The sequence below is a fragment of the Streptomyces boninensis genome, assembly GCF_048572725.1.
GTDB lineage: Bacteria > Actinomycetota > Actinomycetes > Streptomycetales > Streptomycetaceae > Streptomyces > Streptomyces boninensis.
On the sequence record NZ_CP183837.1, the window covers coordinates 6,810,598 to 6,833,455 of the forward strand.

General features: G+C 72.6%; 14 protein-coding genes. 12 read left to right on the forward strand and 2 right to left on the reverse strand.

Annotated elements, in window-relative coordinates; translation table 11 throughout:
• Positions 1–67: 67 nt before the first annotated feature.
• The 10 genes from gatC (at position 68) to ACNNMR_RS31280 (ending at position 16,123) form a co-directional block, all read left to right on the forward strand.
• A complete protein-coding gene (gene gatC, locus ACNNMR_RS31235; RefSeq protein ID WP_419998033.1) occupies positions 68–364 on the forward strand; it encodes an Asp-tRNA(Asn)/Glu-tRNA(Gln) amidotransferase subunit GatC in 297 nt (98 codons plus the stop codon).
• A gap of 5 nt (positions 365–369) precedes the next feature.
• Complete coding sequence (gene gatA, locus ACNNMR_RS31240) at positions 370–1,863, forward strand: Asp-tRNA(Asn)/Glu-tRNA(Gln) amidotransferase subunit GatA (RefSeq protein WP_419998034.1); 1,494 nt, start codon at positions 370–372, stop codon at positions 1,861–1,863.
• A complete protein-coding gene (locus ACNNMR_RS31245) occupies positions 1,860–2,102 on the forward strand; it encodes a hypothetical protein (RefSeq protein WP_419998035.1) in 243 nt (80 codons plus the stop codon). Before gatA ends, ACNNMR_RS31245 begins: the two co-directional genes overlap by 4 nt.
• An 11-nt stretch (positions 2,103–2,113) precedes the next feature.
• Positions 2,114–3,610 (forward strand): Asp-tRNA(Asn)/Glu-tRNA(Gln) amidotransferase subunit GatB, encoded by a 1,497-nt coding sequence (gene gatB, locus ACNNMR_RS31250; protein WP_419998036.1) that lies wholly within the window; start codon positions 2,114–2,116, stop codon positions 3,608–3,610.
• A gap of 177 nt (positions 3,611–3,787) precedes the next feature.
• On the forward strand, positions 3,788–5,977 hold the full coding sequence (locus tag ACNNMR_RS31255; RefSeq protein WP_419998037.1) for an MMPL family transporter: 2,190 nt from the start codon (positions 3,788–3,790) through the stop codon (positions 5,975–5,977).
• Between the two features lie 35 nt (positions 5,978–6,012).
• Complete coding sequence (locus ACNNMR_RS31260) at positions 6,013–6,618, forward strand: hypothetical protein (protein WP_419998038.1); 606 nt, start codon at positions 6,013–6,015, stop codon at positions 6,616–6,618.
• A gap of 55 nt (positions 6,619–6,673) precedes the next feature.
• On the forward strand, positions 6,674–9,700 hold the full coding sequence (locus ACNNMR_RS31265; RefSeq protein ID WP_419998039.1) for a helix-turn-helix transcriptional regulator: 3,027 nt from the start codon (positions 6,674–6,676) through the stop codon (positions 9,698–9,700).
• Positions 9,701–9,901: 201 nt separating this feature from the next.
• Positions 9,902–10,063 carry a hypothetical protein gene (locus ACNNMR_RS31270; protein WP_419998040.1) on the forward strand — a complete coding sequence of 54 codons (162 nt, stop codon included), beginning with the start codon at positions 9,902–9,904 and terminating at the stop codon, positions 10,061–10,063.
• A gap of 43 nt (positions 10,064–10,106) precedes the next feature.
• Positions 10,107–13,112, forward strand: coding sequence for a helix-turn-helix transcriptional regulator (locus ACNNMR_RS31275; protein ID WP_419998041.1), 3,006 nt, complete (start codon positions 10,107–10,109; stop codon positions 13,110–13,112).
• Positions 13,113–13,126: 14 nt separating this feature from the next.
• Positions 13,127–16,123: a helix-turn-helix transcriptional regulator gene (locus tag ACNNMR_RS31280; protein ID WP_419998042.1), complete on the forward strand. Its 2,997-nt coding sequence runs from the start codon at positions 13,127–13,129 to the stop codon at positions 16,121–16,123.
• Here ACNNMR_RS31280 and ACNNMR_RS31285 read toward each other — a convergent pair.
• Together ACNNMR_RS31285 and ACNNMR_RS31290 are read right to left on the reverse strand one after the other, a co-directional pair.
• Positions 16,116–17,258, reverse strand: coding sequence for a PQQ-dependent sugar dehydrogenase (locus ACNNMR_RS31285; protein WP_419998043.1), 1,143 nt, complete (start codon positions 17,256–17,258; stop codon positions 16,116–16,118). The genes ACNNMR_RS31280 and ACNNMR_RS31285 overlap by 8 nt on opposite strands.
• A gap of 430 nt (positions 17,259–17,688) precedes the next feature.
• Positions 17,689–18,684, reverse strand: a complete 996-nt coding sequence (locus ACNNMR_RS31290; protein ID WP_419998044.1) for an aldo/keto reductase — start codon at positions 18,682–18,684, stop codon at positions 17,689–17,691.
• A 90-nt stretch (positions 18,685–18,774) separates the two neighbouring features.
• Between ACNNMR_RS31290 and ACNNMR_RS31295 the strand changes: the two genes are divergently transcribed.
• On the forward strand, positions 18,775–19,698 hold the full coding sequence (locus tag ACNNMR_RS31295) for a 2-hydroxyacid dehydrogenase (RefSeq protein ID WP_420000545.1): 924 nt from the start codon (positions 18,775–18,777) through the stop codon (positions 19,696–19,698).
• Positions 19,699–19,968: 270 nt separating this feature from the next.
• Positions 19,969–22,755: a putative bifunctional diguanylate cyclase/phosphodiesterase gene (locus ACNNMR_RS31300; RefSeq protein WP_419998045.1), complete on the forward strand. Its 2,787-nt coding sequence runs from the start codon at positions 19,969–19,971 to the stop codon at positions 22,753–22,755.
• The last annotated feature ends 103 nt before the right edge of the window (positions 22,756–22,858 follow it).

A 22,858-nucleotide genomic window follows, 5' to 3' on the forward strand; every position in this document is an offset into this window, starting at 1 on the left:
CGAGGCATGCGCCGCGTGCCCATAGGATTGGCCCCAAACCGAAACCACCCCTGTGAGGATCCAGCACATGCCTGGCATCACCCGCGAGGAGGTCGCTCACCTCGCCAAGCTGGCGCGGCTTGAGCTCAGCGACGGGGAGCTCGACCATTTTGCTGGTCAGCTCGACGCGATCATCGGCGCCGTCGCGGCCGTCTCGGACGTCTCCGACGCAGACGTACCGCCGACCTCCCACCCGCTGCCCCTGACGAATGTCATGCGCCCGGACGAGGTCCGCCCGTCCCTGACGCCTCAGCAGGCGCTCTCCGGCGCCCCTGCGCAGGAGCAGCAGCGCTTCAAGGTGCCGCAGATCCTGGGGGAGGAGTGACGGACGTGACCGACATCATCAAGCTCAGTGCGGCCGATACCGCCGCGAAGATCGCCAACGGCGAGCTCACCGCCGTCGAGGTCACCGAGGCCCACCTGGCCCGGATCGACGCCGTGGACGAGAAGGTGCACGCCTTCTTGCACGTCGACCGGGAGGGGGCGCTCGCCCAGGCCCGTAAGGTCGATGAGAAGCGCGCCAACGGCGAAACGCTCGGCCCGCTGGCCGGCGTGCCCCTCGCCCTCAAGGACATCTTCACCACCGAGGGCGTGCCCACCACGGTCGGCTCCAAGATCCTCGAGGGCTGGATCCCGCCGTACGACGCCACCGTCACCAAGCGGCTGAAGGCCGCCGACGTCGTCATCCTCGGCAAGACCAACATGGATGAATTCGCCATGGGGTCCTCGACCGAGAACAGCGCCTACGGGCCCACCGGCAACCCCTGGGACCTCACCAAGATCCCCGGCGGCTCCGGCGGCGGCTCCTCCGCCGCCCTCGCCTCGCACATGGCCACCCTCGCCATCGGCACCGACACCGGCGGCTCCATCCGCCAGCCCGCCGCCGTCACCGGCACCGTCGGCGTCAAGCCGACCTACGGCGGCGTCTCGCGGTACGGCATGGTCGCCTTCTCCTCCAGCCTCGACCAGGGCGGGCCCTGCGCCCGTACGGTCCTCGACGCCGCCCTCCTCCACGAGGTCATGGCCGGGCACGACGAGCGCGACTCCACCTCCATCGACGCGCCCGTACCCCCCGTTGTCGAGGCCGCCCGCAATGGCTCCGTCGAGGGGCTGCGCATCGGCGTCGTGAAGGAGTTCCGCGGGGAGGGCTACCAGGCCGGGGTCATGCAGCGCTTCGACGAGTCCGTCGAGCTGCTGAAGGAGCTCGGCGCCGAGGTCGTCGAGGTGAGCTGTCCCAGCTTCACCAAGGCGCTCGCCGCCTACTATCTGATCGCGCCTTCCGAGTGTTCGTCCAACCTCGCCCGCTTCGACGGGCTTCGGTACGGGCTGCGTACCGGTGACGACGGCAGTCACTCCGCCGAAGAAGTCACCTCCCTCACCCGCGAGGCCGGCTTCGGTCCCGAGGTGAAGCGGCGGATCATGCTCGGCACGTACGCGCTCAGCTCCGGCTACTACGACGCGTACTACGGCTCCGCGCAGAAGGTGCGCACGCTCATCACCAAGGACTTCGAGAAGGCTTTCGAGGACGTGGATGTGCTCGTCTCGCCTACCACCCCCACCACCGCCTTCCCGATCGGCGAGCGTGCCGACGACCCGATGGCGATGTACCTTGCCGACCTGTGCACCATCCCGTCGAACCTGGCCGGCAACGCCGCGATGTCGCTGCCCTGCGGCCTCGCCCCCGAGGACGGCCTGCCGGTCGGCCTGCAGATCATCGCCCCGGCGATGAAGGACGAGCGGCTGTACAAGGTGGGCGCCGCCGTCGAGGCCGCGTTCGCCGCCCGCTGGGGACACCCGCTGCTTGAGGAGGCACCCGCGCTATGAGCAAGCCTGGCAAGTCTCTCGCCAAGGTCAAGAAGTCCAAGATGGGGACGTATCTCTCCATCGGCACCACGCTGTTCGGCGCCATCAGCGTCTCCAAGCAGCTGAAGCAGGCCCGCTTCGAGGACGACAAGCTGCGGATGCTGGACGCGCTGGTCTCCGGCGCGGCCATCGCCACCGGTGTGGCCATAATGCTCCGCGAGCTGCGCCGTAAGAACGACGACGACATCCTGGCCGGTTGAGGGACGGGAAAGTGACTGTTACGTACGAGGACGCGCTCGCGTCCTACGAGCCGGTGATGGGCCTTGAGGTCCATGTCGAGCTCGGCACGAAGACCAAGATGTTCTGCGGCTGCTCCACCGAGCTGAAGCAGGACCCGAACAGCCAGACCTGTCCCGTATGCCTCGGGCTGCCCGGCGCGCTGCCGGTGGTCAACGCCATCGGCGTCGAGTCGGCCATCAAGATCGGTCTGGCGCTGAACTGCGATATCGCCGAGTGGTGCCGCTTCGCCCGGAAGAACTACTTCTATCCGGACATGCCGAAGAACTTCCAGACCTCGCAGTACGATGAGCCGATCGCCTTCAACGGCTATCTGGACGTCCAGCTGGAGGACGGCGAGGTTTTCCGGGTCGAGATCGAGCGGGCGCACATGGAGGAGGACACCGGCAAGTCGCTGCATGTGGGCGGCGCCACCGGCCGTATCCACGGCGCCTCGCACTCCCTGCTCGACTACAACCGCGCCGGCATCCCGCTCATCGAGATCGTCACCAAGCCGATCGAGGGTGCGGGCGAGCGGGCGCCGGAGGTCGCGAAGGCGTACGTCGCCGAGCTGCGGGAGCTCATCAAGGCCCTGGCCGTCTCCGAGGCGCGCATGGAGCAGGGGCAGATGCGCTGCGACGTCAACCTGTCGCTGATGAAGCCCGGTGCGGAGAAGTTCGGCACGCGCTCCGAGACCAAGAACGTCAACTCGCTGCGGAGTGTGGAGCGGGCCGTACGGTCCGAGATCTCCCGGCATGCCGAGGTGCTCAACGGCGGCGGCACGATCGTCCAGGAGACCCGGCACTTCCACGAGGACACCGGGTCGACGACCTCGGGCCGGGTGAAGGAGGAGGCGGAGGACTACCGCTACTTCCCCGAGCCCGACCTGGTGCCGGTCGCCCCGTCGCGTGAGTGGGTGGAGCAGCTGCGGGCCGGGCTGCCCGAGCTGCCGCGGCTGCGCCGCAACCGGCTCCGCGAGGAGTGGGGCATCTCCCAGCACGACATGCAGTCGGTGCTCAACGCCGGCGCCATCGGGCCGATCGTCGCCACCATCGACGCGGGTGCGGACGCCACCGCCGCCCGCAAGTGGTGGATGGGCGAACTGGCCCGTAACGCCAACGAGCAGGGCATCGAGCTCGGCGAGCTGCCCATCACCCCCGAGCAGGTCGCCCGGGTCGCCGCCCTGGTCACGGACGGCTCGCTCAATGACAAGCTGGCCCGCCAGGTCATCGAGGGCGTGCTGAAGGGTGAGGGCACCCCGGACGAGGTCGTCGAGGCCCGCGGCCTCGCCATCGTCAAGGACGAGGGCGCGCTGGGCGCGGCAGTCGACGAGGCCATCGCTGGCAACCCGGACATCGCCAAGAAGGTCCAGGACGGCAAGATCCAGGCCGCCGGCGCTCTCGTCGGCGCGGTCATGAAGGCCACCCGCGGCCAGGCCGACGCGGCCCGCGCCCGCGAGCTGATCCTGGAGAAGCTCGGCGTCGAGGGCTGACGCAGATCACGCCAGAAGGGCGGCATCCCGCGGTGCGCGGGGTGTCGCCCTTCTGCTGTGACTACGGACACGAAACAGACAATCGATCTTTTTCAAGTGGAATAGTGCAAACGCAGATTGGGAGCTCGTTGGGGGCCGTTCCCTGATACATCCGGAATGTTTACAGGGAGCAGTTCCTTGTCGGTGATAGCCCGGTGGTGCCTGCGGCGCCGTCTTCTCGTCGTGCTGCTCTGGCTCGCCGTCCTCGCCGGGACCTCGGCGGCCGCGCTCGTCGCCGGATCCGCGTACTCCAACGACTACGACGTTCCCGGGACCGAGTCGGGCCGCGCGCAGGCGCTTGTCGCCGAGGCCTTCCCCGCCAGTGACGGTGATACGGACACCGTCGTCTGGCACAGCGCGAAGGGCGACGTCCGCGGCGGCGAGGTCGAGCAGCGGATGACCGAGACGCTGCGCGAGATCGCCGCGCTGCCCGGCGTGGCCGCGGTGGACGGGCCGTACGACAGCCGCGGCGCCGACCGGATCAGCGGCGACGGGCGCACCGCGTACGCCGCCGTCACCTATGCGGACCGGGCGCAGGATGTCGGCAAGGATGACGTCACCCGGCTCATCGATACGGCCAAGTCCGCCGAGTCGCGCGGCCTGGAGGTCGAGGTCGGCGGGCCCGGCGCGGCCAAGCTGCAGGCGCCCGGCGCGCACTACGCCGAGGCGATCGGCGTCCTGGTCGCCGCCGTCGTGCTCTTCCTCGCCTTCGGCTCGCTCGCCGCCATGGCACTGCCGATCGCCACCGCCCTGGTCAGCGTCGGCACCGCGTACGCGGGGATCGGGCTGCTCGGGCATGTCATGACGGTCGCCGACTTCGCGCCGATGCTGGGGATGCTGGTGGGGCTCGGGGTCGGGATCGACTACGCGCTGTTCATCGTCACCCGGCACCGGCGCGGGCTGCGCGAGGGTCTGCCGGTCGGCGAGGCCGCCGAGCGGGCCGTGGCCACATCCGGGCGGGCCGTGGTGTTCGCGGGCGTTACGGTCTGCATCGCCCTGCTCGGCATGCTGGTGCTGCGGCTCAGCTTCCTCAACGGGGTGGCCATCGCCGCCTCCCTCACCGTCATGCTCACCGTCCTCGCCGCCGTCACGCTGCTGCCCGCCCTCCTCGGCGTCATCGGCATGAAGGCGCTCAGCCGCCGCGAGCGCCGCGCCCTGACCGAGCACGGCCCGCGGCCGACGCTGCCGAACGGGCTCGCCGCCCGCTGGGCCGGCTTCGTCGAGCGCCACCCGCGGCTGCTCGGCGGGCTCGCCGCCGCCTTCATGGCGCTGCTCGCCCTGCCGATCTTCGCCCTCCACCTCGGCACCTCCGACCAGGGCAATCACCCGTCGTCCGCGACCACCCGGCAGGCGTACGACCGTCTCGCCGAAGGCTTCGGACCGGGCTTCAACGGGCCGCTCACGCTGGTCGCCGAGACCGAGGGCGCCGGCGACCGGCTCGCCTTCCAGAAGCTGCCCGAGCAGCTGCGCGAGGTGCCCGGGGTGGCCGGCGTCGACGCCTCCGGGCTCGGTGACGGGAAGGGCGACACCGGCGTCATCACCGTCATACCGGAGACGTCCCCGCAGTCGGAGAAGACGTCCGACCTGGTGGACCGGCTGCGTACCCAGGTGCTGCCGGAAGCCGAGGCGGGGACCACGCTCGATGTGTACGTGGGCGGGATCACCGCCTCGTACGACGACTTCGCCGCGGTCATCGTCGGCAAGCTGCCGCTCTTCGCCGGCGTCGTCATCGGGCTCGGCTGCCTGCTGCTCCTGGTCGCCTTCCGGTCGATCGGGATACCGCTGAAGGCCGCCGCCATGAACATCGCCGCCGTCGCCGCCTCCTTCGGCGTCGTCGTCGCCGTCTTCCAGTGGGGCTGGGGGAGCGAGGCGCTGGGGCTCGGCGGGGCCGGGCCGATCGAGCCGTTCCTGCCGGTGGTGATGATCTCGGTGCTCTTCGGGCTGTCCATGGACTATCAGGTCTTCCTGGTGAGCCGGATGTACGAGGAATGGCTCGCCACCCGCGACAACCGGCGGGCGGTGCGGATCGGACTCGCCGAGACCAGCCGGGTGATCAATTCCGCGGCGATCATCATGATCGCGGTCTTCGGGGCCTTTGTGCTGGGCGGCGACCGGATCATCGCGATGTTCGGGATCGGGCTCGCGGTGGCGGTCGCTCTGGACGCGTTTGTGCTGCGTACGCTGCTGGTGCCGGCGCTGATGCACATGCTCGGCGGGGCGAACTGGTGGCTGCCCGGATGGCTGGAGAAGCGGCTGCCGCGGATCGGCATCGAGGGCCCGCTGCCGACGGCAGCGGAGGAGCCCGTGCCCGTACCGGAGCCGCATTAATTTTCCTCTCAGAAACGGCCCCTACGGTGCCCGGCATGAGTGCAACGACCAAGACCGACGACCAGACCGAGATCGAAGACCAGACGACCGAGGCGGAGGCCGCGGAAGCCGAGGAAAAGGCGGAGGCGGCGGAGGCTGAAGCCGCAGATACAGCCGCAGATGCGGACGACGGCGACGACGACATCGTCGAGGACGACCTCGCCCCGGCCAAGCCCCGCTCCGGCGTCGGCATCGGCGCCGCCGCCATCAGCAGCGCCGCGCTCGGCCTCGCCTCCCTCACCGGCACCTGGATGTCGGACACCATGGCTGCCCGCAAGGAGCTGATCGGCCAGATCAAGACCTCCGCCCAGGGCCAGACCGGCGGCAACCCCGCCGACCAGATCGCCGACGTGTACGCCACCCCCTGGCACACCACCGCCCTCTTCAACGGCACCTTCGCCCTGGTCGCCTTGCTCGTCGCCGCCGTCGTCCTGCTGCCGCCGGTCCTCAGCAGCGCCCGCGGCGGCAGCGGCTCGCAGCCGGTCACCTGGATCCGCTCCGTAGCCGTCGCAGGCCTGATCCTCGGCATCCTCGGGCTGCTCATCGCGGGCGGCATGTACCTCGACCTCTTCGCCTCCGTGCCCTCCGTGCCTTCCTCCTAGGCCGGGCCGCTCTGCCCGGAGAAAAACTCACTCCCGACTGTCGGACCCCTGTGCGATGCTCTGCAGAGTGGAGAGCCGATCGATCAGCCCGGTCTTCGTCGGCCGTGCGGAAGAGTCCAGCACGCTGCTCGCCGCGCTCGCCCGCGCGGCGGCCGGCGAGCCGCAGGTGCTTGTGGTGGGCGGCGAGGCGGGGGTGGGCAAGACCCGGCTGCTGGAGGAGTTCCTGGCCGCGGCCTGCGAGCAGCAGGCCACCGTCGCCGTCGGCGGCTGCCTGGAGCTGGGCGCCGAGGGCCTGCCGTTCGCGCCGTTCGCCACCGCCCTGCGCAGCCTCCACCGCAAGCTCGGCGATGAGATGGCGGAGGCGGCGGCCGGCCGCGAGGCCGAGCTGGCCCGGCTGCTGCCGGAGCTCGGCAGCGCGGGCCGGGATGTGCACGACCAGGAGGGCAGGACCCGGCTCTTCGAGCTGACCGTGCGGCTGCTGGAGCGGCTGGCCGCCTCCCGCACCATCGTGCTCGCGCTCGAGGATCTGCACTGGGCCGACCGCTCCACCCGCGAGCTCCTCGGCTATCTCGTACGGGCCATCCCCGCCGCCCGCCTCGTCGTCCTGGCCACGTACCGGTCGGACGACGTCCACCGCCGCCACCCGCTGCGCCCCTTCCTCGCCGAGCTCGACCGGCTGCGCAGCGTGCGCCGGATCGAGCTGCCCCGGCTCAGCGAGGACGAGGTCCGCGCCCAGCTCGCCGGCATCCGCGGCGACGCGGAGCCGGACCGGGCGCTGGTGCAGGGGATCTTCGAGCGCTCCGAGGGCAATCCGTTCTTCGTCGAGGAGCTGGCGCTCTCGGGCGGCGACAGCCGGCTCAGCGAATCGCTGCGCGACCTGCTGCTGGTACGGATCGAGGAGCTGCCCGAGACCGCGCAGAAGGTGGTGCGGGTCGCCGCCCGTAACACCACGGTCGAGCACGCCCTGCTGGCCGCCGTCTCCGGACTCGACGACGACGACCTGATCAGCGGCCTGCGCGCCGCCGTCGGCGCCAATGTGCTGGTCCCCGCCGCCCCCGACGAGGACAACGACGGCTATCGCTTCCGGCACGCCCTCCTCCGCGAGGCCGTCATAGACGACCTGCTGCCCGGCGAGCGCACGCGGCTGAGCCGCCGCTATGCCGAGGCCCTGGAGGCCGACCCGACGCTGGTCCGCCCCGAGGAGCGGGCCACCCGCCTGGCCAGCTACTGGTACTACGCCCGCGATGCCGCCAAGGCGCTGCCCGCCGTGATGGAGGCCATCGAGGAGACCCGCGAGCGGCATGCGTACGCCGAGCAGCTGAAGCTGCTGGAGCGCGCCATGGAGCTGTGGGACGACGTCTCTGAGGCCCTGCGGCTGCGGATGCCGCACATGGGCAGCCTGGAGTCGTACCGGCCGTGCGGCTGCGACCCCGCCGACCCGACGAACAGCACGAAGTTCATCGACCTGTTCACCGAGGCCGCGGTGGCCGCCCGGCTCGACGGGATGCGCGAGCAGGCGCTGAGTTACGTAAAAAAGGCGCTGAAGCAGATCGATCCGGCGCGGGATCCGCGGCGCGCGGCCTGGTTCTGGATGGAGCGCTCCCGGCTGGTGACCGAGTCGGGGCGCGGCGACGGCTGGGCGGAGCTTGCCGAGGCGCTGAAGCTGGTCGAGGACCAGCCGCCGTCCGCCGTCCAGGCCGATGTGCTGTCCAATGTGGCCAACTGGCTGGTGCTGCACCGCTGGGACGAATCCACCGTGGAGCTGAGCGAGCGCGCCGTGGCCGTGGCCCGCGAAGTCGGCGCCCTGGAGGTCGAGTTGAACGCCCGGGTGTCGCTCGCCTGCATCCAGGCCGAGCGCAATGAGGAGGACGGCTGGCTCGCCGACCTCCTCGACGCCCGCGAGCAGGCCGGCCGCATCGGCGCGCCCCGGCTGCTGCAGCGGGTGCATGCCGCGATCTCCGACCAGCTGGAGAAGTACGGCCGTTCGGCGGAGGCCGTGGAGGCGGGTCTGGTCGGCGTGGAGGAGCTGAGCCGCCGTGGCCTGTACGACAGCGCCGCCTTCATCGCCGGGAATGTCGCCGAGTCGATGACCACGATGGGGGACTGGGACCGGGCCGACGCGGTGATCGCGAAATGGCGCCGGCACGCCCGCGGCGCCCGCCCCCGCGCCAGCATGGAGAAGCAGGCCGCCACCCTCGCGCTCGCCCGCGGCCGGCACGAGGAGTCCCGCGGGCCGATCGCCGCCGCCCGCTCGCTGATGGGCAAGAACGACGGCGAGCCGCAGTTCGGCCTACCCCTGTACTTCACCGAGATCGAATGCGCCGCCGCCCGCGGCGAGCACGCCGAGGCGATGGACCGGCTGCGCGGCGGCCTGGAGCTGCTGCCGCTGCCGGGCCAGGCGTCGTATGTGGCGCAATTCCTGCTGGCCGGGGCGGGGTTCCTTGCCGAGACGGCCGGGCTGCCGGGCCTGGACGAGGCGGAGCACGCGGAGCTGCTCGACCGGGTTGAGGCGGAGGCCGGCCGGATCACCCAGCAGCGGGTGCGCCGCCCCGCCATGGTGCTGCACATCAGCGCCGAACTCGCCCGCGCCCGCGGCGCCGACGACCCGTCCCACTGGGAGCGGGCCGCCGCCGAGCTGGAGCCGTACGAGATCCCGTACCAGCTCGCCAAGGTGCAATACCGCTGGGCGGGCGCGCTGCTGGCCGCCGGCGGCGACCGGGAGCGGGCCGCCGAGCTGCTCACCGCCGCCCACGCCGCCACCCAGCGGCTGGGCGCCGAGCCGCTGCGCGCGGAGATCGAGCGGCTGGCGGGCCGGGCCCGGATCGCGCTCGGCGGCGACGAGGGCGAGACGCCGGCGGACGCGGTGGCCGAGCTGGGTCTTACCGCCCGGGAGCAGGATGTGCTGCGGCTGGTGACGGCGGGCCGCTCCAACCGGCAGATAGCCGAGGAGCTCTTCATCTCCCCGAAGACCGCCAGCGTCCATGTGTCCAACATGATGGCCAAGCTGGGCGTGGCCGGGCGCGGCGAGGCGGCCGCGGTGGCCCACAAGCTGCGGCTCTTCGAGCAGACCGAGCCGGTCTAGGGGCCTGTCTGGGCGCGCCCCAGGCCCCGGCTAAGACCCCGAAGCGCGGGGCCTTAGGCGCATAAGCCCCTCCTCAGGCCCGTATCTAAGGCCCTCAGGCGCCAGAGATGAGGAGGTCGCCCGATGTGGCGCACCCCCCTTGGAGAAGAAGCTTTAGGTACAGCGAAAGCCGCTGGGGAAGCCCTCCAAGGGAGACAGCGAATGTTTGAATACGAGCTTCACGAAGCCCGCGCCACCGAGCTCCACCGCCAGGCCGCCGAGCGGCGCCTCGCCCGCGAGGCCGCGAAGGCCGCGAAGGCAGCGCGCAAGGGCGGCCGCGTATCCGGCCGCTCGCAGGGTCGCCAGTGGGTGAAGGCCGCGTGACATGGCGGCGCCCGACAGCGCCCGTACCGCAACATTCTCAAGCGTGCTCTCCGCCGTGGAGAGCCTCCGCCTGAGCCCGGTATTCGCCGGCCGTACGGAAGAGATGGAAGCACTGAACGCCGCGCTCGCCCGCGCCGATGCGGGCGAGCCGCAGGCGTTTTTGATCGGGGGAGAAGCCGGCGTCGGCAAGACCCGGCTGCTGGAGGAGTTCCTGCGCGGCGCCGAGGAGCGCGGCGCACTCACCGCGGTCGGCCGCTGCCTGGAACTGGGCACGGACGGCCTCCCGTACCACCCCTTCGTCACCGCCACCCGCGCCCTGACCGGCAGCGAGGCCGAACTCGCGGCAGCACTTCCCGAGTTCGCCCCCGATGCCGTGTCCGACCCGCGGGAGGGCCGCGCCCGGCTCTTCGAGCTGACCGCGCAGGCCCTGGAGCGGCTGGCCGCCGACCGCACCGTGGTGCTGGTCGTCGAGGACCTGCACTGGGCCGACCGCTCCAGCCGCGAGCTGCTGGCCTACCTGTACCGCTCGGTGCACCGGGCGCGGCTGCTGGTCGTCGCCACGTACCGCTCCGACGACGTCCACCGCCGCCACCCGCTGCGCCCCTTCCTGGCCCAGCTCGACCGGATGCGCATCGTCACCCGCCTCGACCTGCGCCGCCTCACCCGCGAGGAGGTGCGCGCCCAGCTCGCCGGGATCCGCGCCGTCGCCGCACCCGACCCCGCGCTGGTGGCCCGGGTCTTCAACCGCACCGACGGCAACCCCTTCTTCGTGGAAGAGCTCGCCCACTCCGGCGGCGACCGGCTGAGCGAATCGCTGCGCGACCTGCTGCTGGTACGGATCGAGGAGCTGCCGGAGCATGCCCAGCGGGTGCTCAGGATGGCGGGGGAGGGCGGCGACCTCGTCGAGTACGGGCTGCTGGCGGCGGTCTCCGCCATGCCCGAGGACGAGCTGCTGGACGCGCTGCGCGCGGCCGTGGCCGGCTGCGTGCTCGTACCGGACGCGTCGGCCGGGCGGGAGGCGTACCGCTGGCGGCATGCGCTGCTGCGCGAGGCGGTCTGCGACGACCTGCTGCCGGGGGAGCGCTCCCGGCTGAACCGCCGCTACGCGGAGGTGCTTTCCGCCGACCCGTCGCTGGTGCCCGCCGAGGAACGCCTCACCCGCATCGCCCGCCACTGGCACCACGCCCGCGTCGCCGCGAAGGCGCTGCCCGCGGTGCTCGCGGCGGCGGCCGAGGCGCGCGGGCGGCACGCCTTCGCGGAGCAGCACGAACTCCTCGACCGGGCGCTGGAACTGTGGGACGAGGCGCCGGACGAGGTCTGCGCCGCGGTGGACTGGGCGGACCTCGGGAAGGCGGAGGCGTATCCGCCCGCGGGTGGCTATGTCGACCTGCTGGCCGAGAAGGTGATCGCCGCGCGGTACGCGGGGGAGCACGAGCGGGCGTACTCAGCGGCGAAGTGGGCGCTGAAGATCGTCGACGAGGTGCGGGAGCCGGTACGGGCGGCCTGGTTCTGGCTGCAGCGGGACCGCCTCGTCTGCGAGCTGGGGCGCGGCGACGGCTGGAAGGAGATCAGCCGGGCCCGCGACCTGCTCGCCGGGCAGCCGCCGTCGCGGGTGCAGGCGGCCGTGCTCAACGCCGCCGCGGGCTGGGCGATGCTGCACGAGCCCTCCGCGGACGGCCTGCGCACCGCGGAGTCGGCGATGACGCTCGCCGCCACCAGCGGCTGCGAGGGCGAGGAGGTCAACGCGCGGGTCACCGCGGGGGTGCTGCGCTGCCTCCTCGGCGACCACGACAGGGGCCTGGCCGATCTACTGGCGGCCCGCGAGCGCGCGCATGAGCTGGGCGACCACTTCGGGATGGTACGGGCCGGACTGAACCTGTCCGGCGAGCTGGAGGGCCTGGGCCGCTCGGCGGAGTCCATCGAGGCCGCGGAGGCGGCGGCCGCCACGGCAGGGCGGCACGGCCGCGCCGACGTCCAGGCGTTCTCCCTGTCCAACGCGGCGGAGTCGCTGCGCGCCCTGGGCCGCTGGGACAACGCCACCGCCACCCTCGACACCGCCGCGGAACACGCCCGCTCCCCGCTGATGCGCGGCACGATCGCGGCGAACCGCGCGGCCCTGTCCCTGCTCCGCGGCCACGACGAGGCGGCCGCCGCACACCTCGCGGACGCCCGCGAGCTCCTCGGCGCGGAGGCGAGCCAGCCGCAGGTCGCGATCCCGCTGCGCACGATGGACGTGGAGCTGGCGGCGCGGCGCGGCGACCACGCGGAGGCCGCCGGCCTCATCCGCACCGCCCTGGACCAGGGCTTTCCCGCCGGCCAGCAGCGCCATGCCTGGCCCCTGCTGCGGGTGGCGGCAGCGGCGGCGAGCGCGGGCGGGCCGGGGGCGGACAGCCCGCGCGCCCGGCTGGTCGAGGCGAACGCGGCGCGCTTGCGGGATACCCGCGCGCCGCAGGCCCCGCAAGATGTCCCCGGCCGGCAGCCCCTGACCGCCCGGCTGCGCGCGGCCGCAGCCGCGCTCCCGCAGGATGCCCTTGTCTGGGCCGCGTACGCGAAGCTCACTGAGGCCGAACTCGGCCGTGCGGAAGGCGCGTCCGAACCCGCCGCCTGGGCCGCCGCTGCCGCCGCCTTCGAGCCCCTGGACCGCCCGTACGAGCTGGCCCTCGCCCGGCACCGGCACGCCGAGGCGCTGCTGGCGGGCGGGCAGCGCGGCGCCGCCGTGCCGCTGCTCGGCCGGGCGTACGAGACCGCGCAGCGGCTGCGGGCCGCGCCGCTGCGTGCCGAGCTGGAGCACCTCGCCTCCCGCGCCGGAGTGCCGCTGGGCGAAGAGCCCGGGCCGCAGCCTCCCCGCGCGGACTTCGGCCTCACGGCGCGGGAGCGCGAGGTGCTTCGACTGGTGGCTACGGGCCGTACCAACCGGCAGATAGCGGCCGAGCTCTACATCTCCCCGAAGACGGTCAGCACGCATGTGTCCAACGTGCTGACCAAGCTGGGCGTTTCGAGCCGGGGGGAGGCGGCGTACAAGGCCCGCCCGGTGCTGGACCCGAATTAAAGCCCGTCCGTGGCATGCTCAACCACGTGAGCTCCCAACCATCCCGCGTCAGCCCCGTCTTCGTAGGCCGCGACCCCCAGCTGGAAGCGCTCCGCGCCGCGCTCGCCCGCGCCGCCGCAGGCGCCCCGCAGGCGGTGCTGGTCGGTGGCGAGGCCGGGGTGGGGAAGAGCCGCCTGGTCGAGGAGTTCCTGCATGCGGCCGAGGCGGACGGCGCCGTCACCGCCCTCGGCGGCTGCGTCGAGGCCGGCGCGGAAGGCCTCCCCTTTGCCCCGCTCACCACCGCGCTCCGCGCCCTGCGCCGTACCCTCGGCACCGCTATGGACGAGGCCGCCGCCGGCCGCGAGGACGACCTGGCGAGCCTGCTGCCCGACCTCGGCGTCCTCGGCGAGCGCATCGGCGAGGCCGGTGCCAGGCCGGAAGCGGCCGCGCGCGGGCGGCTGTTCGACCTCACCGCGCGGCTGCTGGAGCGGCTCACCGCGGACCGCCCCCTCGTCCTCGTCGTCGAGGACCTGCACTGGGCCGACCGCTCCACCCGCGAGCTCCTCGCGTACCTGCTGCGCTCCCTGGGCGACGCCAAGCTCCTCATCGTGGCCACCTACCGCTCCGACGACCTCGACCGCCGCCACCCCCTCCGCCCCGCCCTCGCCGAACTCGACCGGCTGCGCACCGTCCAGCGCCTCGAACTGCCCCGCCTCACCCGTGCCGAGGTCTCAGGCCAGATCGCCGGCATCCACGGCGGCGACGCACCGGACGCCGCCCTCCTCGACGCCGTCTTCACCCGCTCCGACGGCAACGCATTCTTCGTAGAGGAGCTGGCCCTCTCCGGCGCCACCGCCCGCGGCGGCCCGCTCAGCGAATCGCTCCGCGACCTGCTCCTGGTCCGTATCGAAGCGCTGCCGGAGAGCGTGCAGCGGGTGGTGCGGATCGCCGGGGGCGGCGGGTCCACCGTCGAGTACGCGCTGCTGGCCGCCGTCGCGGGCCTCCCGGAGGACGAGCTGATCACCGCCCTGCGCGCCGCGGTCGACGCGGGCATCCTGCGCGCGGCGGGCGAAGCGCCCAACGACGACGTCTTCCGCTTCCGGCACGCGCTGCTCCGCGAGGCCGTGGCGGGCGACCTGCTGCCGGGCGAGCGGCACCAGGTGGCGCGCCGGTACGCCGAGGCGCTGGAGGCCGCCCCCGGGCTCGTACGACCTGAAGAGCGCGCCGCCCGGCTGGCCAGCTTCTGGTACCAGGCCCGCGACGCCGCCCGCGCCTTGCCCGCCACGCTCCAGGCCGCCGCCGACGCCTCACGGCGGCACGCCCACGCCGAGCAACTGCAGCTCCTGGACCGGGCCGTCGAGCTGTGGGACGAGGCCCCGGAGGCGGCCAAGGGCGGGCAGGACGTGCTCGACCTGCTGGCCGACGCGGCGGTGGCGGCGCGGCTCACCTCCGAGCCGGAGCGGGGCGTGACCATCACCAAGCAGGCGCTGCGGCTGCTGGAGGCGCGCCCGCAGAGCGCGGACAGCGCGCTGCGCGCCGCCTGGTTCTGGACCGAGCGCGCCATCGTCGTGCAGATGACGTCGCGCAGCGACGGCTGGGCGGAGCTGGCGAAGGCGGAGGAGCTGGTACGCGGCCTGCCGCCGTCGCCCGTGCACGCGTACGTGCTCTCCGAGGTCGCCACCTGGCAGGCGCTGCACACCCCGGGCCGCGAGGCGATGGCGACCGCCCAGCGCGCCGTGGACCTGGCCCGCCTGGTCGGCGACGAGGAGACCGAGCTCGACATCCGCATCCCGCTCGGCTGGATGACCGTCGACGCCGGCGACGTCGAGGGCGGCATCGCCGAGCTGTACGAGATCCGCAGGCGCGCCCTGCTGCTCGGCTCCCCGACGGTGATCTCCCGCTCGCACCTGAACCTGGCCGACTGCCTGGAGGGCCTCGGCCGCTCCGCCGAGGCGCGGGAGCGCGGCGAGGAGGCGGTCGAGCAGCTGGGCCGCTACGGCCTCACCGACGGCGTCGCCTTCGCGCTCGGCAATCTCGGCAACTCCCTCATCTCCCTGGGCCGCTGGGCCGAGGCGGAGGCGGGGACCGCCGAGGTCGCCCGCATGGTGACCAGCCCCAAGCGGCTCGGCGGCACTGCGATCCGCCGCACCAACCTGGCCATCCTCCGCGGCGACATGGAGGCCGCGGCCGCGGAGCTCACCGAGGCCCGCAAACACCTCGACGTACACGACGTACACCCCCAGTACACCCTCCCCATGATCCGCGCCGAACTCGCCATCGCCGCCGCCGGGGGCCACATCCAGGAGGTCAGGGCGCTGCTGGCGCAGGCCACCGCCGACGGCTTCCCGATGGGCATGCAGCGGTACGCCTGGCCGCTGCTGTACGAGGCCGCCGCGGCGGAGGCCGACGCCCGGGTGCTGCCCGCCGCGCAGGCCGGGCGGGCGGCGGCGGTCGCCCGTATCCGCAAGGCGACCGGCGGGCTGCCGCGCTTCGCCCCGGCGTGGCAGGCGCAGGGGCTCGGCACCGAGGCCGAGCTGCTGTCGGCGGAGGGCGCCGAGGCCGCGGCCGCCGAGCGGTGGGCGGAGGCGGTGGCGGCGTGGGAGCCGCAGGGATGGCCGTATCACCTGGCGCGGGCCCGGTTCCGGTACGGGCAGGCGCTGCTGGCGGCGCGGCCCGCGGAGCGGGAGGAGCCGACGGAGCTGCTGCGGCTGGCACACGAGAGCGCCGCCGGGCTGGGGGCGGCGCCGCTCGTCGCTGATGTCGAGGCGCTGGCGGCGCGGGCGCGGGTGGCGCTGGCGGGCGGCTCACAGGAGCTGCCGCAGGACCCCGTGCAACAGCTCGGCCTCACCTCCCGCGAGCGGGATGTGCTGCGCCTGGTCGCCTCCGGGCGCTCCAACCGGCAGATCGCGGACGAGCTCTTCATCTCGCCGAAGACGGCGAGCGTGCACGTCTCCAACATCCTGGGGAAGCTGGGGGTTTCCAGCCGGGGGGAGGCCGCGGCGGCGGCCCACCGCCTCAGATTGTTCAGCTGACCTTGAGCCGCAGAATCCGGTCGTCCCCATCGCGTACGTCCCCGCGCCCGTCGGTGTTGCTGGTGGTGACGAGGAGGTCCCCGTTCTCCAGCGCGACGACGGTGCGCAGCCGCCCGTACTCGCGCTCCAGGAACGCCTGCGGCTCGGCGGCGGTCTTGGTGCCGTCGAGCGGGATCCGCCAGAGCCGGTTGCCGCGCAGGCCCGCCATCCAGAGGGAGCCCTTGGCGTACGCGAGGCCGCTGGGGGAGGCCTCGGAGGTGCGCCACTGCTCCAGCGGGCTGACGTAGCGCTTGTTTTCGCTCTTGCCCTCGACGACCGGCCAGCCGTAGTTCTTGCCGGGCTGGATGTGGTTGAGCTCGTCCCAGGTGTCCTGGCCGAACTCCGAGGCCCAGAGCCGCTTTTCGTCGTCCCAGGCGAGGCCCTGGACATTGCGGTGGCCGTAGTCGTAGACGACGGAATCGGCCTTCGGATTGCCCTTGGCGGGCTCGCCGTCCGGGGTCATCCGCAGGATCTTGCCGTTCGGCTTGTCCTTCTCCTGGGCGAGGTCGGGGTGGTAGCGCTCGCCGGTGCCGACGTAGAGCATGCCGTCGGGCCCGAAGGCGATGCGGCCGCCGTTGTGGTTCTGGTCCTTCTCCAGCCCGCGGAAGATGACGTCGGGGGCGCCGAGCTGCTGCCCCTTGGGCTTCTTCTCGTCGTAGATCATCCGGACGATGCGGTTGTCGGAGTCGGAGGTGAAGTACGCGTACAGCTGGCTGTCGTCCCCCATGGCCAGACCGAGCAGCCCGCCCTCGCCGCCGGGCCGCACGCCGGGCACCTCGCCGACCTCGGATTTCTTGCCGCTGTCTGCCGCCACGCGGGTGATGGTCCCCTCGTCGCGGGAGGCCACGAGCAGATCCCCGCCGGGCAGCACGACCATGCCCCACGGCGACTTGAGCCCCTCGGCGACGGTCTTGACGACCTCGACGGCGCCCTTCGCGGGCGGCACGTCACCCTTGCCCGCGGGGGCGGAGTTGTCGCTCCGATCGGAGCCGCTGGGCCGCTTGTCGGGCTCCTCCCCGCCCCCGTCCCCGGAGGAACAGCCGGCAAGCAGCAGCACGACAGAGGCGGCGAGGGAAACGGCGGCACGGCGATGCATGTGTCCTCCGGACGGGACGGCACGGGTGACCTGGGTTACACCATAAATCGGCGTTCGGTTCCACGTCGGGGCGCGTTGCGCTGCGCCCGGGTAGATCGCGCCTGCCGGGGCTCGCCCTTAAGCGCCGGGCGGGCTTGAGGCGGGCCGGTCGCCGCCGAGGGCCGGACGCGCCTGGCGGCGCTTGCCCTCAATCGCCGGGCAGGCTTGAGGCGGGTCGGCCGCCGTCGTGGGCCGGGTGCGGGGTGGGGGTACGTCCTCACGCGGCACCGACATCTATGGCTGGCGCGTGCTGCTCAGCCCCGCGCTGCGGGCGCACCCCCACCCCGCACCCTCGAAGCGCTGCCGGGCGCCGGCCCCGTTGCTGCGTGCGATACCCCCTGGAGGTCAGCCCCCACCCCTGTCGCACACAGCAACGGGCGGGTGGGTGGGTTCAGTCCCACGACCCCTGAGCCGCAGGCAGCGACGCAATCTCAGCCATGTCAGCGGCGCTCAGCCGCACCTCCGCGGCGCCCGCGTTCTCCTTCGCCCACTGGGCGCGCTTCGTGCCCGGCACCGGCACCACATGGCGCCCCTGCGCCAGCACCCACGCCAGCGCCACCTGCGCCGGGGAGCGGTCGTGCCGCTCGGCCACCCGCCGCAGCCCCGCCACCACCGGCTGGTTCGCCGCCATCATCTCCGCGGTGAAGCGCGGATGGCGCGCTCGTACGTCATCCGGCTCGAAGCCCTCGCCCGGCGTCAGCCGGCCGCTCAGGAAGCCGTGCCCCAGCGGCATCGCCGCGAGAAAGCCGACCCCGCGCGCCTCGCACCACGGCACCAGCGACGCCAGCGCCTCCGGCGACCACACCGACAGCTCCGCCTCGACGGCCGACACCGGGAACTCCTGCTGCACCCGCCGCAGCTGCGCGATCGTCGACTCATGCAGATCGGCGCCGGCCCGCCGCGAGGCGCCGCGCGCGCCCACCGCGCACAGCCCCAGCGCGCGCACCTTTCCCTCCCGCACCAGCTCCGCCATCGCGCCCCAGGTCTCCTCGACCGGCACCTCGGGGTCGGCGCGATGCAGCTGATAGAGATCGATCACATCGGTCTGCAGCCGCCGCAGCGACGCATCGCAGGCCCGCCGCACATACGACGGACGGCCATTGGCGACGATGTGCTGCTCGCCCACCAGCAGCCCGACCTTCGTCGATACGAAGGCATCCGCGCGCCGCTCCTTGAGCACCCGGCCGACCAGATGCTCGTTGGTGAACGGCCCGTACATATCCGCCGTATCGAGCAGCGAGACCCCCGCGTCCAGCGCCGCGTGCAGCGCCTGCAACGAGGTCTCGCCGTTCTGCTGCGAGGACGCGTACGCCCAGCTCATCGGCATGCAACCGAGGCCGACCGCCCCCACCTCGAGGGCCGCCGCACCGATCGTCCTGCGTTCCAACGGACCCGCTCCCTCCGTCCTGCAGACCGCACCCTAGCCCGTCGCACCGACAGCGCGTCGCATAGCCTGACGACCATGGACTCAGGACAGGTGTGGCTGGCGCTGCCGCCCGACGAGATCGCCGGGCTGCCCGGCTCCCTGGACTACGTCTACTGGGACGGCACCACGGAATGGCCCGCCGACCCGGCGGACTGCGTCTTCTACGTGCCGCCGTACATGACCGATCCGGCCATCACCGCAGCCCCCATGCGGCAGATGCCGCGCCTCAAGGCCGTCCAGACCCTCACCGCAGGCGTCGACGCCTACCTCCCCGCCATCCGCGACCTGCAGCCGGGCGTCACCGTCTGCAATGCCCGCGGCGTGCACGAGGCCTCCACCGCCGAACTCGCCCTCACGCTCACGCTCGCGTCGCTGCGCGGCATTCCCCAGTTCGTACGACGGCAGGACCGGCAGGAGTGGAAGTCCGGCTTCCACCCGTCCCTTGCCGACAAGACCGTGCTGATTCTCGGGTACGGGGCGATCGGCGCCGCCGTCGAGGACCGGCTTGCGGGCTTTGAGTGCGCGCGGGTCATTCGCGTCGCACGCTCCTCTCGTGCAACTCCGCGCGGTCCGGTGCACTCCACCACCGAACTCCCCACGCTGCTCCCGGACTCGGATGTCGTCATCGTCGTCACGCCGCTCACGGAGGACACCCGTGGCCTCGTGGATGCGGCATTCTTGAGGCGGATGAAGGACGGGGCGCTGCTGGTGAATGTCGCCCGCGGGCCCGTAGTCGACACAAAAGCCCTGGTCAGTGAGGTGGAGTCGGAGCGGCTCCGGGCCGCGCTCGACGTCACGGACCCCGAGCCGCTGCCCGTGGGGCACCCGCTCTGGTCCGCCCCCGGCGTTCTGATCAGCCCGCATACCGGAGGCCCCACCTCCGCATTCCGCCCCCGGGCGGCGAAGCTGCTGGCAGCGCAGCTGCGGAGGTTCGCCGAGGGGCAGTCGCTGGAACACGTCGTCGCCGTCAGCTAGTTACGCTGCGTAGAAGAAGTATGTCCCTGAGTGACGATCCTGGTGTATCGTCCGTCGCGGGGGAAGCTCTTCGATGAATGCGGCGTGATGTCGCGATCGTTTGGCGCGATCGCGGCAGCGGCCGCCGTAACCCGGAATCTCAAGGGGGGCGATGGGCGTGCACGGCGAGTGGAAAACCAAGACGACACCCCGGCGGAGCCGCCGTCTCATCCACCGCTGCCGTCCGCCCGGCGCCATGGTCTTACGCCCCCGGCCGCACCCCGGGGAGGCATGGTGAGTGCCATCGTCGGGGCCGTGCTCCGGCCGTCGCTCCCGCGCGGCAATGGCCTGCTGCCCCAGCTGCTCCTCGCCGTGCTCTGCGGCGGGTATGCCACGGGCGCGGCCCTCGGCTGGGGCTCCCGCGAAATGGCCCTCTTCATGGGCGACTTCGGGCTGAGCGCGGCCGCCTTCGCCGCCGCGGCGTCCAGCCTGCGCTATGCCTACACCCGGCAGAGCCGCTTTCGACCCGCCTGGCTGATGTTCGGGGCCTCGTCCTTCATGGCGGGCCTCGGCAATGCCGTCTGGGGCTGGTATGAGGTCGTTCTCGATGAGCCCGTGCCATCGCCGTCCGTAGCCGACTTCTGCTTCCTGCTCTTCGCGCCGCCCGCCGTCGTCGGGCTGCTCATCCTCGCCAAGCGCCCGGTCACCCGGGCCGGCTGGGTCTGCCTCGCGCTCGACAGCTGGCTGATCGGCGGCTCTTTACTCACCATCTCCTGGTCGCTGGCGCTGGCCCAGACCGCCGACGTCGACGGCGGCTCTGTCCCCGTCGTCGCGCTGAACCTGGCGTATCCGCTGCTCGACATCGCCCTGGTGTCGATGGTCCTGGTGCTGCACTTCCGGCGCACCGCCGCCAACCGCTCCGCGATCAACACCGCGATCGCCGCCCTGGCGCTCACCGTGCTGTGCGACGCCCTGTTCACCTCCCCGCTGCTGCAGGAGAGCTATCGCTCCGGGCAGATCCTCGACGCGGGCTGGTTCTGCGGCTCGATACTGCTCGCGTACGCCCCCTGGGTCGGGCGGCGGGAGGCCGCGGCTCCGGCGATGACGGAGGCGGCCGCGCGGGCCCGCCGCCAGCGGGCCAACAAGATCGCCGCGCTCGCCCCGTATCTCGCCGCCGGCGTGTGCACCCTCGGGATCCTCTACAACGTCCTGGAGGGCCGCAGCCTCGACCGCGTCGTGCTCATCACGGCCTGCACGGTGGTCCTCGCCCTGGTCGTACGCCAGGCGATCATGCTGCTCGACAACATCAGCCTCACCCAGGAGCTGGCCCAGAAGGAGAACCACTTCAGGTCGCTGGTCCAGGGCTCTAGCGACGTCATCATGATCGCGGCGCCCACGGGCGTGCTGCGGTACGTGAGCCCCGCCGCCGCGGGTGTGTACGGGCGGCGGGCCGAGGAGCTGGTCGGCTCCGAGCTGGCCTCGCTGATCCATCCCGAGGACCTGGGGCGGGTGCTGCACGAGGTGCGCCGCTTCCTCGCCATGCCGCGCGACCACGGTCAGTCGACGCGCATTGAATGCCGCTTCAGAGCGGGCGACGGGCGCGACGGCGACCAGTGGCTCAATGTCGAATCCACGGTCAACCGCCACCACGGCGGCCTGATCTTCAACAGCCGGGATGTCACCGAACGAGTCCGGCTGCAGGCGCAGTTGCAGTACGCCGCCTCCCACGACACGCTGACCAAACTCCCCAATCGGGCGCTGTTCACCGAGCGGGTGCGGCAGGCGCTCGTCGGCCGCCGCGCCTCCGACCGGGGCACGGCCGTGCTCTTCATCGACCTCGACGGCTTCAAGTCGGTCAATGACACCCTGGGCCATGCCGCCGGTGACGAGCTGTTGATCCAGGCGGCCCGCCGGCTGGACGACTCGGTCCGGTCCGGGGACACCGCGTCCCGGCTCGGCGGCGACGAATTCGCCGCGCTCATCACCGGCGACGGCAGCAGGACGCCGCGCGAGGTGCGGATCTTCGAGATCGCCGACCGGCTGCGGGAGCGGCTCTCCGAGCCGTATGCGGTGGGCGGGGTGGAGGTGCGGGTGACGCCGAGCATCGGCGTGGCCTTCGCCGACCCCGGGGTCACGCCCGCGGAGCTGATGCGCAATGCCGACCTGGCGATGTATCGCGCTAAACAGGCGGGCAAGGCGCGCGTAGAGCTCTACGCCCCGCAATTACAGGCGGAGGTGGTGCGGCGGGCCCAGCTCGCCGACCGCCTCGGTTCCGCCCTCAATGACGGGCAGTTCTCCTTACTCCACCAGCCGGTGGTCGAGCTGGCCAGCGGCCGCGTGGCAGCGGTGGCGGCGCACGCCCGCTGGCGCTCCGCGCAGGGCATCGTGCACACCCCCGCGGAGTTTCTCCGCATCGCCGAGCAGGGCGGCCAGGCCGACGGCCGCACCACCGAGCTGGGCCGCTGGCTCCTCGAAGAGGCCATCCACCGCGCCGCCGAGCGGCATCGCGCCGGGCATACGGTCCCGGTCACCGTCCGCGTTCCCGCCATGCGCCTCGTGGACCGCGGCCTGCCCCCGCAGACCATCGCCGCGCTCCTCGCCCGGCACGGCCTTCCCTCCGGGGTGCTGGCCATCGAGCTCTGCGACCACGACCCCCGGGTCGGCCTCGATGAGCTGGAGCGCCGCCTGGTCGCGCTGCGACATCTGGGCGTACGCATCTCCCTCGACGGCTTCGGCAATGGCAATGCCGCGATCGCCGCCCTGCGCCGCCTCCCGGTGGACACCCTCAAGCTCGACCGCAGCCTGGTCGAAGGGCTGCCCGAGTCCGAGCGGCTGCGGAAGATCACGGCCGGGCTGCTGCGGATCGCGGGCGACCTCGGCCTCGACTCCGTGGCCGACGGCATCGACGGCCCCGAGGAGGTCGGCCTGCTCTCGGCCATGGGCTGTACGCACGGCCAGGGCCTCGCCTTCGCCGAGCCCCTGGAAGAGCATCGGTTACGCCGCACCCTGGTCAGCGGCATCGTCCCGGTCCCGCAGGAGGTGCCGGACAGCGGCGCCTCGGCGATCGCCTTCACATGATCGTCCGCGGGGTCGGCCACCTGGCCGGTCGCCCATATGGTGAGACGCCTGTCCCACCGACTTGACACCCCCCTTGCGTCAGGGGCAAGGTCAGTGCCATGCG